Here is an 11865-nt window from a genome sequence, read left to right as displayed (position 1 = left end):
CATGAGTACACCAATCTGGATTACTCTGCTCAATATTTTCGGTGTACTTATCGTTACCGTGTTACTCGCAGCTATCCTCACTTGGGGAGAGAGACGACTTCTTGGATTTTGGCAGGATCGGCCAGGTCCAAATCGGGTGGGTCCCTTCGGCACATTACAAGTTCTTGCCGATATGATTAAGCTGTTCTTTAAAGAAGACTTCATTCCTCGGTTTGCCGATATTCCTGTCTTTGTTCTAGCGCCTACAGTCGTTATGGCAACCATGCTGATTGCTTTTGCCGTAGTGCCCATGTCACCAAGTATTGGGGTTGCCGATCTTAATATTGGTCTACTGTTTGTGCTTGCAATGAGCTCCATTGCCGTTTACAGCATAATCCTTGGTGGCTATGCCTCTAATAATAAGTATGCGCTACTAGGTGGTCTCCGAGCCGCCGCACAGACAGTCTCCTATGAAGTCTTTATGGGATTGAGCCTGATGGGTGTAGTGATGATGTCCGGTAGTTTCAATTTGAGGGATATTGTCAATGCCCAGGCGGACACTTGGTTTATTGTGCCCCAGTTTCTGGGTTTTATTGTTTTCTTTATTGCCGGTATCGCCGAGAGTCGCAGGACACCCTTTGACCTCCCCGAGGCAGAACATGAATTAACAGCAGGGTTTCATACTGAGTATTCAGGTATGAAGTTTGGAATGTTTTTTGTTGGTGAATACCTTGCTGTAATTCTGATATCCGCACTAATCACCACTTTATTTCTAGGAGGATGGCATGGCCCTCTACTCCCTCCTATTATCTGGTTCTGCCTAAAAACTGCTTTTCTGGTTGCCATTTTCATTCTATTGCGTGCAGCCCTTCCCCGTCCTCGATACGACCAGTTGATGAAATTTGGCTGGAAGGTCATGTTGCCCTTGTCTCTGTTTAATCTGCTCGCAACCGCTGGAGTACTGTTATGGATCGCCTAGGCCTTCAATCACATCCCCACAGTATTGCCGGAGGACGGAAATGATCGCCAGTCAAATTCGCAGTATGTGGTTAATATTTAAACATCTATTCCGGCGTAATGTCACCGTTCAGTATCCAGAGGAGAAACCTTACCTAGCGCCACGCTACCGTGGGAGAATTATTTTAAGCCGGGATCCCAATGGCGAGGAGCGCTGCGTAGCCTGTAATCTCTGTGCAGTTGCCTGCCCGCCAGATTGTATTTCTTTACAGAAAACCGAAGATCCTGATGGTCGTTGGCGTCCAGAATATTTCCGTATTAATTTTTCCCGATGCATCATGTGTGGACTCTGTGAAGATGCCTGCCCAACTTATGCGATCCAATTAACACCTGATTTTGAAATGTGTGAATACGATCGTCAAAACATGGTGTATGAAAAGGAAGATCTATTGATCGATGGACCAGGAAAATATCACGACTATAGTTTTTATCAGGTCGCAGGCAAAGCCATAAAAGGAAAAGATAAGGGCCAGGCAGATAATGAAGCAGAGCCAATTAATGTTAAGGGCCTGAATCTATAGCTTTAAAAATACACATCATTATTGGCCCCAACAATCATCAACAAGCCAACAGTCGCCGGCAAAGAAAACAATAATTAAAAACAACAAAAATAATTCACTAAACAAGAAAAGTCGCTGAGAAAAAATCACTCAACCGACTAACACAATACCAGGGAGCCGAAAGGCATGAATCTTATCTTCTATTTGACAGCTGCCATAGCCGTAGCGTCCACAACCATGGTTATTTTTCATAAAAATGCTGTACATGCCCTTCTTTATCTAGTGACATCGCTACTCGCAGTGGCTGTAATCTTTTATCAATTTGGAGCCCCTCTCGCTGCTGCTCTAGAAGTGATTATTTATGCCGGGGCAATTATGGTATTGATTATTTTTGTCATTATGATGCTCAACCAGGGAGATTCCACTGTAGCTCAGGAACAAGCGTGGCTTCAGCCCAGAACCTGGATCGGCCCGGCTTTATTGTCTGCCTTATTATTAGCCCAACTTATTATATTGGTGAGTAATGGACAAATCTCTTCAAGTCAAACCTATCACTACATAGGCCCCAAACAAGTAGGTATCGCGCTATTTAGCCACTATGTTCTCGCTGTAGAGTTGGCTTCAATGTTATTGCTGGCTGGATTAGTTGGTGCATTTCACTTAGCTCGTCGTAGAAATATTGATTCAGAGGGATCTAATAATGCCAATTGAAACCGCACCAGGTCTTGAGGCAGGTGTTCTACTTGCAGCCATTCTCTTTTGCTTGGGACTGGCAGGATTAATGATGCGAAGAAATGTCATTTTCATGCTGATGTGTGTGGAGATTTGCACAAATGCTGCAGCACTGATGTTCGTAGTCGCTGGTGCACATTGGGGGAATGCTGATGGCCAGGTAATGTTCTTATTTGTCGTCACTCTTGCGGCAGCTGAAGTAGCAATTGCGCTTGCTTTAGTTCTGCAATTTTATCATCGCAAGCATACTGTTGATATTGATCAATTAAATGAACTGAGAGGCTAACATGCAGGGCCTATTAGCTTGGGTGCCACTTTTACCACTGATTGGCTTCCTCACATTGGTAGCTATCCCACTATTTCATCGGGATGAGCCTTCGCAAAAAGTGATTGCCTATATCGGCGTAGGCAGTGTTGGCTTGGCTGCTCTATTTACAATAATTGTGGCTATTGTTTTATTTTGGGGGAATCCCTCTGAATCAATCAATATTTCTCTATGGTCGTGGATGTTGGTGGACAACCTGAAACTAGGTTTCAATTTCCACGTGGACTGGCTAACCATGGTGATGTTACTGATTATCACTGGTGTTGGGTTTCTTATCCACCTCTATTCAGTGGGCTATATGCGGGAAGACCTGGATTTCCGCCGTTACTTCGCTTACCTAAACCTGTTTGTCTGTGCCATGTTGATTCTGGTTTTGGCTGATAATCTGGTCTTACTTTATCTTGGCTGGGAGGGTGTTGGACTCTGCAGCTATCTTCTGATTGGTTTTTGGTATAAGGATCCAGCCAATGGAGCAGCTGCCCAAAAAGCTTTTATCGTCACCCGTATTGGTGATACGGCAATGGCTATCGGCTTGTTTCTGCTTTTCTATGAATTCTCAACACTAAACATTCCTGAGCTTGTCTCGACCATAAACGGTCCAGATGTAAACAATGACATAGTCACTTTAGCGTGCCTTCTCTTACTGGGTGGTGCCGTGGGCAAGTCGGCACAATTACCACTGCAAACCTGGCTACCTGATGCCATGGCTGGTCCAACACCAGTGAGTGCCCTGATACATGCTGCCACTATGGTTACCGCAGGTGTATATTTAATTGCCCGTATGCATCCTCTTTATATGTTATCGGAAGTGGCAATGACCGCTGTGGCAGCCGTTGGCGCTCTCACACTACTTCTGGCTGGCTTCAGTGCAATAGCTCAAAGTGACATAAAAAGAGTACTCGCCTACTCCACAATTAGTCAGATCGGTTACATGTTTCTTGCTTTAGGCGTTGGTGCTTGGTCTGGCGCTATTTTTCACTTAATGACTCATGCATTTTTTAAGGCCCTGCTATTCCTATCTGCAGGATCAGTAATTTTAAGCCTGCATCATGAACAAAATGTTTTTTCAATGGGTGGACTGTATCGAAAAATACCACTTACTTTTATTTGTTTTACCATTGGATGTGCATGCCTTGCTGCACTTCCCTTCACCTCAGGATTCTATAGTAAAGACCATATATTATTGAGCGCCTGGGAATATCACCATGGCATTAACATCTTGTGGCTCGCCGGCATACTCGGAGCACTCGTAACCGGAATTTACAGTTTCCGTGTATTATTTCTCGTGTTTTTGGGAAGAGAAGGTCAGGCTTCCACTCATTGTAAAGATGCCAATATCCCTGTAATGAGCATACCTCTCTGTATTCTCGCAGTGTTGGCATTATTTGGTGGCTTATTGGCCCCGCCGCTGCAATCCGTATTTGGTGTTCGCCCAGACGAAGCCCACTCCCCCTGGATCGAAGGCACTGCTATTGCAATGCCATTAATAGGCCTTGCCATTGCCTGGAAGTTATTCCGTCATGAGCAAAGAACAGGAGAACAACGTTCAAGTCTATTGCAGTTCTGGTTCTCCGGCTGGGGATTCGATTGGATATACGATCATCTACTGGTGCGACCTTTCAAGTTTCTTACTCAAATAAACCACAATGATATTATTGATAGCATTTACAAAGGCACCGCAACAATTAGCCGACAAATGCATGCTCTTCTAAGTACCTCGCAAAATGGACAAGTGCGCTGGTACCTAACTACCTTCGCCGTTGGTTCCATTTTATTCCTCGCACTTCTGGTGGCGTTATGACCCTTTTAACGATCATTATTATATTGTTCGCCGGCGGCTTGCTAGCCTGGCTAGCTGAGCGCTATTTTAAAACTGGTGGGCGCTGGATCAGTATGATCAGCTTATTACTTGCCGCCTTATTACTCACAAATTACTCAACATTTATTCATTCAACAGAAGTTGGCACATCGGAGCCTTGGTGGGAAAGTTTACAAATACCCTGGATTCCCAGATTTGGAATTGACTTCCATTTAGCCATTGATGGCTTAAGTTTTCTCATGCTGGTACTGACACTGGCAATGGGAATTTTTGGGATAGTAATGACCTGGAATGATATTAATTTTCGCAGAGGTTTTTTCTATTTCAATTACCTATGGACTTTAGCCGGTGTTGTTGGTGTCTTTACCGCTATTGATCTTTTCCTTTTCTTCTTTTTCTGGGAAGTCATGCTGATACCCATGCTGTTCTTAATCGCAGTATGGGGTTATGAGCAACGTATTTACGCCGCAATCAAGTTCTTTATTTTTACTCAAGCAAGCAGTCTTCTAATGCTTATTGCGATAGTTGCTCTTGTTTATATCCACTACACCAACACCGGACAGCTCACTTTTAATTACAATGCCCTGCTAGATGCCCGTCTATCACCCGGAATTGCCTACTGGATAATGCTAGGGTTCTTTGTTGCTTTCATTGTCAAATTACCAGCTTTACCTTTCCATACTTGGTTACCAGACGCACATACTCAGGCACCTACAGCAGGGAGTATCCTACTGGCCGCCATTCTCCTTAAAACGGGTGCTTATGGCTTGTTGCGCTTCAACCTACCGCTATTTCCTGAAAGCTCAGTAGCATTTGCACCGGTAGCAATGACTATTGGAGCACTCAGTATTATTTACGGAGCAATGCTCGCCTTTGCTCAAAGAGACATGAAGAGGTTGGTAGCCTATTCCAGTGTTAGCCATATGGGGTTTGTGTTACTTGGCTTGTATGCCCTTGATACTATTGCTATTCAAGGAGCTGTTATGCAAATGATCGCTCACGGCTTGAGCACTGCAGCTTTATTTGCCCTGGTGGGTGCTATTCAGCATCGCTTTCACACTAGAGATATGCACCAGTTGGGCGGTCTTTGGGCCAGATTGCCAAAGTTATCTGCCGTTGCACTTTTCTTCGCAGTAGCATCTCTGGGCCTACCTGGTTTAGGCAATTTTGTTGCTGAGTTCACCGTACTTGTAGGTAGTTTCCGAAGTAATCACTGGCTTACAGCCCTGGCTGCAATTGGGCTTATTGGTGCAGCGCTCTATGCCTTACTTATGATGCAAAAGGTATTCTTTGGAAAACTGAACAAGCGACTGGAAAAGCCGATTCAGGAACACGAGGCTACAGATCTGAGTATACGGGAATCTAGCGCCCTTCTCACTCTCGCCGTCCTATTAGTCTTTATCGGTTTACGCCCACAACCAGTTTTTGATATTGCCGATCCAACTGTTCAACGGTCCGCAACAAGAATTGATGCTGTTTTAAATGATCAAAAAATATCAAATGAACAATTATCATCTCAGACTCTCTCACCCAAGCTTAAACCGACCTCAGTTGAGGATAACACCCCATGAGTGCACAGGAACTTTTTGGAATACTGCCACTACTGATACTTAGTGCAGGCATAGTTATTCTATTGTTACAGGTATCTTTTTGGCGTGGGCACCTGGGTGCATTGGTAACCACCCTAATCACTCTACTACTTGCCATGGCTTCTTGCTTTTGGGTTGCCGATGAACTGACTGGTGCGACAAGCTCGCTTCAGGTAACTGAGCTTATCCTGATCGACTACACTGCATTATTTTTCACACTTATATTACTGGTAACCGCCTTTGCCGTCAGTATTATGGGGTTCAACTACCTACGTCTACGCTGTGACCCAAAAGGAGTAGCTGGTAGTTATCCAGAGGAATATTATATTTTATTGCTTCTGGCAATGCTTGGTGCCTGCACTCTGATTTTCTCCAGCCATTTTGCAACATTTTTCCTGGGACTTGAGTTAATTAGCCTCTCTCTTTACCCCATGCTAGGTTTTTCCTTAACTGGCGATCTATCCCCAAAAAGAGAGCAGCTTCAGTCCCTTGAATCAGCCATTAAATATTTAATTCTATCAGCACTATCCACTGCATTAGGCCTGTTCGGTATTGCGCTTATTTATAGCGCTTCTGGCGCGCTAGACTTTACCGGCATAGCTTCTCGAATTACCGAGTTATCCCAGACCTCCACACTATTTGCGACTGGAGTTACTTTATTTCTTATCTCTGTGGCTTTTAAATTATCACTTGTGCCCTTTCATATTTGGACACCTGATGTTTACCAAGGGGCCCCCACGCCAACAACAGCCTTGATTGCAACCGTAGCCAAAGGAGCGGTTATTGGCTTCCTATTACGTTTCTTTAATACTCTGGACCTATACAGCAGCAAAACTTTAATCGATATGCTTTCTATTGCAGCCATAGCCAGTATGATTGTAGGAAATCTTCTCGCATTAATGCAGTCGAATATCAAACGCCTTTTAGCCTACTCTTCAATTGCACATATCGGTTATTTGATTGTGGCTTTTATCATAGGAAAAAGCACCTTTGGCACAGAGGCCGTTATTTATTACTTGATAGCTTACATAATTACTACCCTAGGTGCTTTTGCGATAGTGGGCTTGGTCGCCGATTCGGTTGAAGAAAAAGTGCTCAGTGGAGAGTACCCTGAAAATCCCACTTCAGATAGCCAGAATCCCTATCAGCGTGCATTTTATCAGGGGTTGCTCTGGCGCTCCCCCTGGTTGGCCAGCTGTTTCGCTGCCATGCTCCTCTCCCTTGCCGGCATACCGCTAACTATTGGCTTCATTGGCAAGTTCTACGTGTTTACAGCAGGGGTTGAGGGTGAAATGTGGGGGCTTCTAGCGGGTGTGGTTATCGGTAGTGCTCTGGGACTTTTCTATTATCTAAGACTACTTCTTACCCTAGTACAACGTGATAGCTCCCTGGATACAACCTCTAACGGCACAGTACAAATTGCTGCATCTGGCCAGTTGTTACTACTGGCACTGACGGGGGCTCTGTTAGTATTCGGTATTTTTCCTCAGATCTTGATCAACTGGATAAATGCACTATAAAGATTAATTAGGGTATGGCCGCAAGAAGATACGACCTGTTTTCCGCCCAATAACAATTTCCTGGGTATCAAAGGGCAGACCTATGAAGACTTTCAAGCAGGCATTTGAAATCATTCAGGATGCAGAAAAGTTTCACCTGGATATGGCAGACCTTTACGAGAATTTACTTGAAAAATCTGAGGATTATCGAACTCAACTGTTATTAAGGCATATGTTAGAGCATGAACAACGTATGGCGAGAAACCTCTCAAACTATGGAGAAATCGCCCAGCAAAAGGTCATGCAGACCTGGTTACAGTACACCCATGAAGAATCCGCCCATGATTTTATTCGCCAACTGCCACTTAGTGACCCGCCCACTATCAAAGAGGTCAATAATATTGGAAGGGAAGTAGACCGATATTTTTCCAGTCTTTATGAAGCGGTGTACGGCGCTATTGAGTCCATGGAAGTAAAAGAAGTCTTTGAGGACTTGAAGCAGATACAAGACAAAGAACGTATCACCTTATCTATGGCAACTAACTCTCTCTGGGACATGTAAAAAAGCCCGCATAAAGCGGGCTTTTTTACAGTAACGATAGCTTTTAAGTAAAGCTATTCACTGAGGGCTTAAAACTCATACTGTGCACGTACATAGTAGAGCGCACCATTAAAGCCCATTGGTGCTGTCTCGGGGTATTCAGCGCCTGCAACACCTGACCAGGGGTTCTTATCTGGGTAGTTATTAAACAGATTTTCAGCCCCTGCGATCAGCGACAGCGAATCGCTAAAGTCATAGGCACCCTCTATATCCACAGTCCACTCATCACCGGCATCAATGGGTAGGCTGTAATCATCCAGGTGCGCTTCCCAGTAGCTGCCATAGTAATTCAAACGAACTAGACCACGCCATCCTTCACCCGCATGAGAAATGGTTGCATTACCACGAATGTTGGGCAGACCATCTTCCAACTGCCCAAGACGCATATCACTGATGGTTTCTTCCCGATACTTGGTGACTTCTGTATCAGTCCAGTTTGCTGCGAAACTTAAGTCAGTGGCATCTCCGAGCGGATAGGTTGCCACCACATCAATTCCACGGGTCTTGGTGTCGAAGTCGTTGGTATAAAAGCGAATCGATGTTAGTGAATCAGCTCCGCTAATACCATCGGCCACCAGTTGCGCTTTTTCCGCTTCACTAAGTTCCTGATCGGCAGACTGGGTGATACGATCACTTACGGAAATTTGGAAATAATCGAGGGTAATATCCCAGTCACCGGCAGCAATAATGGCGCCAATAGTAAAGTTTTTCGACTCTTCAGGTTGTAGTTGTTTCCCACCTTTTAATACCGCAACAGGGTTTGTCGGTGGGATAGTACCTTTATTCTCTAGCTGACTATCTGCAAAAGCCGTAGTCACATTACTTATATTTGACTGAGCTGGTGTAGGTGCACGAAAGCCGGTACTGTATGTAGAGCGCAAGGCGATTACATCATTAATTGCCCAATGTCCGGAAACCTTATAGTTGAAAGTACTGCCGAAGTCTGAGAAATCTTCCCAGCGTAGGGCTGTGCCCAAGCGAAGATTATCAGTCGCTTCCAGTTCAAAGTCGGTATAGAGCGCAATATTATCGCGGTCGAAAGTACCAATAACTTCAGGTCCGAACCCAGAAAAACCATTAGAACCAATAAGGAATTCTTGCTCTGTCAATGGACCTTGAGTCCATGAGGCTTCATCCCCCATATTGACTTCGAACTCTTCCTCACGCCACTCAAAGCCCCCGGCCATATACAATGCCTTACCGGAAATTTCAGTAGCCTTGGTCAGGTCAATATTAAAGTTAGTCTCAGTTTGCGCATAACCACCAGGGCTAAAGCTGGTTGGGGTATTTGGGCCCATTGTGGCATTAATGGTATTGTAGATATGGAAATCTACTTTGTTCTGGCCCCTACTGGCACTGACATCGTAACCAATACCATTGGCCAATTCACCACGCAACCCGAAGACCATGGAGTAATCTTCTAGATCACCACCAAAGCGCGGAGTAAACCCGCCAGGGAACATCTCGGTAAAGGAGAAACATTCATCGAGATCATGGGCTTCAGAGACACTGACATTCTGACAATTATCAATACCATTGCTGGGATCTAAATCACCTATCAGAGGTAAAACAACCTCCTTGTCAGGGACCCCATCACCATTTGTGTCAACCTCATCCTTATAGGTAAAAACCCCATCTCGATTTTCTGGATTACGGAAATAGAATCCCCCATCGGTTGAACGGCTGGCGTAGTTACCAAAGGCATATAGCTCAACAGTATCGTTCAGCTCAATGGCACTGTTAATAAAGAACTTAGTGTCATCATCAACTTCGGGCTGACCCCAAATTTGCGCTGGATTAGCAACATGAGTATTGCCATCGGCGATCAGCTGCGCAGCATCGTCCCGCTGGGTACTGCGGCTTGTGGAGTCCTGCTCGCGATACTCCATACTGAAGTTTACAAAACCAGAATCGGTCAACGGCAGGCCAAAGTTGGCAGCAACCATACTCTGGTCGCCATCACCCTCGGCAGTGGTAGCATGCTTCACCTCAACGGTGCCACCCTCAGCAGCATCTTTAAGCTGGAAGTTAATCACCCCGGCAATGGCATCAGAGCCGTACTGAGCGGCCGCACCGTCACGGAGTACTTCTACTTGCTTCAGTGCAATCGCTGGAATAGCAGAGATATCAGGTCCTTGGGCACCATCCGATACGCCACTACCAAGGAAAGCAATCACAGAAGCACGGTGGCGGCGCTTACCGTTTACTAGAACCAGGGTGCTATCGGGCGGCAGTCCACGCAGGTTGGCCGGGCGTACAATTGATGCGGCATCGGAGATCGGCTTGGCATTGACATTGTAGGAAGGCACAACATTGCGCAGTAGGTTGTTGAGGTCACCATCACCTTGGTTAACAAATTCGTCACCAGTAACGATGTCGATAGGTGCGGAGGAATCCGTAGCCGAACGCCCCTCAACACGGGTACCGATAGTGATGACTTCCTCCAGAAGTGCATCCTCGGCAACTGCGGGGCTGGACACAGCGGCAACCGCCATTGCCAATAGCGATGGCGCGCCACAGGCCGCTAGCCAACGCTTCTTATTTTCTTTCATGTAATTACCCTGTCAATTATTGGTTTTATCTTCCAATGCTAATCGATCATTTTTCGGCAGTGTGGTACCGGGTACGAAGCAATCTATCCTGATTGGAACAGTACGTGCCGAATAGCGTACTGATATAGCCCGCCCCTCCAATGATGGACATCATCATTCTTCATCACTGCAAGAAGCGTGACACAGGTAAAAAATGCCAGCAAAAATGGAAAATTAAAATACCTAAATAACAGGTATTTACAATTTAAATCATGTCTATTGAGGTGATAATGACATTCATGTCACTGTGAGAATTCACAGCAAAACGAACTAAAGGAGATTAATAGAAAGTAATTTTCAGAGTACTAGGTAGGCAACTGTCATACAAACAAAGGATATGCGAAATGGTAACTGATTTTTACCCCAGAGTGAAATAGCTCATCCTAAAAAGGTAAAATAAGTAGGGACCAACATCCACATAAAGGTATTGGACCCCAATATATTCCTATAGGCCCCAAAAACTGACTAGGAAGCGTTCAAGGAAAATTCCACAGCTTTATTCGCATGAATTTGAGTAGTATCCAGCAGTGGGATAGTCACATCCTCTTTTGAAACCAGCATACCAATCTCGGTACAGCCAAGAATCACACCATCCGCCCCTTGAGCCGACAAAGAGTGGATAATACGCAGATATTGCTGCTTTGATGCAACTTCAACTTTGCCCTTACAAAGCTCCTCATAAATTACCCGATGAACAATTTCCCTATCTGGGGCTGTGGGAACTATCAGGTTTATTCCGTACTTTTCCTGAATGTATTTACGATAAAAATCCTGCTCCATGGTGAAAGCAGTACCCAGCAACCCTACCTTATTGACTTTATCTCTAAGCAAAACTTCAGCTACAGCATCGGCAATATGTAAGAGAGGAATATCTACGGAAGCCGTCACCTGATCCGCTACTTTATGCATGGTGTTGGTACAAATTAGAATGCAATCTGCCCCAGCAGCTTCCAACGCTTTGGCGGCTTGTGCTAAAAGGTAGCCTGCCTCATCCCAGTTACCAGATCGCTGTAGCTTCTCCACTTTATAAAAGTCGACACTGTATAAAATAATTTCTGCTGAGTGTAATCCTCCAAGACATCGATTGACCCCTTGGTTAATTAACCTGTAATAAAGCTGTGTACTCTCCCAGCTCATACCACCAATTAGGCCAACTTTTCTAACTTCACGCTTCACTACTTGCTCACCTAACTTTTATAAAATTAAGTAACAA

At 45.0% G+C, this 11865-nt stretch carries 10 protein-coding genes; 8 read left to right on the top strand and 2 right to left on the bottom strand.

What is annotated here, in order from left to right; all coding sequences use genetic code 11:
* The first annotated feature begins 1 nt into the window (after position 1).
* The 8 genes from nuoH to MJO52_RS04930 all read left to right on the top strand — a co-directional run bounded on the left by nuoH (position 2) and on the right by MJO52_RS04930 (position 8022).
* Positions 2-958: an NADH-quinone oxidoreductase subunit NuoH gene (gene nuoH, locus MJO52_RS04965; protein WP_252084841.1), complete on the top strand. Its 957-nt coding sequence runs from the start codon at positions 2-4 to the stop codon at positions 956-958.
* 40 nt (positions 959-998) lie between these two features.
* Positions 999-1517, top strand: a complete 519-nt coding sequence (gene nuoI / locus MJO52_RS04960; protein WP_252084840.1) for an NADH-quinone oxidoreductase subunit NuoI — start codon at positions 999-1001, stop codon at positions 1515-1517.
* 165 nt (positions 1518-1682) lie between these two features.
* On the top strand, positions 1683-2207 hold the full coding sequence (gene nuoJ / locus MJO52_RS04955) for an NADH-quinone oxidoreductase subunit J (protein WP_252084839.1): 525 nt from the start codon (positions 1683-1685) through the stop codon (positions 2205-2207).
* A complete protein-coding gene (gene nuoK / locus MJO52_RS04950) occupies positions 2197-2514 on the top strand; it encodes an NADH-quinone oxidoreductase subunit NuoK (protein ID WP_435583630.1) in 318 nt (105 codons plus the stop codon). The genes nuoJ and nuoK overlap by 11 nt, the downstream gene beginning before the upstream one ends.
* A gap of 1 nt (position 2515) precedes the next feature.
* Complete coding sequence (gene nuoL, locus MJO52_RS04945) at positions 2516-4354, top strand: NADH-quinone oxidoreductase subunit L (RefSeq protein WP_252084838.1); 1839 nt, start codon at positions 2516-2518, stop codon at positions 4352-4354.
* Positions 4351-5943, top strand: coding sequence for an NADH-quinone oxidoreductase subunit M (gene nuoM / locus MJO52_RS04940; protein WP_252084837.1), 1593 nt, complete (start codon positions 4351-4353; stop codon positions 5941-5943). Before nuoL ends, nuoM begins: the two co-directional genes overlap by 4 nt.
* Positions 5940-7481: an NADH-quinone oxidoreductase subunit N gene (locus MJO52_RS04935; protein ID WP_252084836.1), complete on the top strand. Its 1542-nt coding sequence runs from the start codon at positions 5940-5942 to the stop codon at positions 7479-7481. Before nuoM ends, MJO52_RS04935 begins: the two co-directional genes overlap by 4 nt.
* A gap of 82 nt (positions 7482-7563) precedes the next feature.
* A complete protein-coding gene (locus MJO52_RS04930; protein ID WP_252084835.1) occupies positions 7564-8022 on the top strand; it encodes a hypothetical protein in 459 nt (152 codons plus the stop codon).
* Between the two features lie 68 nt (positions 8023-8090).
* Here the strand turns inward: MJO52_RS04930 and MJO52_RS04925 are convergent, their stop codons facing one another.
* Together MJO52_RS04925 and MJO52_RS04920 are read right to left on the bottom strand one after the other, a co-directional pair.
* Positions 8091-10613, bottom strand: a complete 2523-nt coding sequence (locus MJO52_RS04925) for a TonB-dependent receptor plug domain-containing protein (protein ID WP_252084834.1) — start codon at positions 10611-10613, stop codon at positions 8091-8093.
* 504 nt (positions 10614-11117) lie between these two features.
* Entirely contained in the window at positions 11118-11828 is a 711-nt protein-coding gene (locus tag MJO52_RS04920) for an aspartate/glutamate racemase family protein (RefSeq protein WP_252084833.1), read from the bottom strand.
* Positions 11829-11865: the final 37 nt, after the last annotated feature.

Source organism: Microbulbifer variabilis (assembly GCF_023716485.1).
Taxonomy (GTDB): Bacteria; Pseudomonadota; Gammaproteobacteria; order Pseudomonadales; family Cellvibrionaceae; genus Microbulbifer; species Microbulbifer variabilis_B.
Note: the sequence above shows the minus strand (reverse complement) of the source record. Positions and strands in the feature narration are given on the sequence as shown.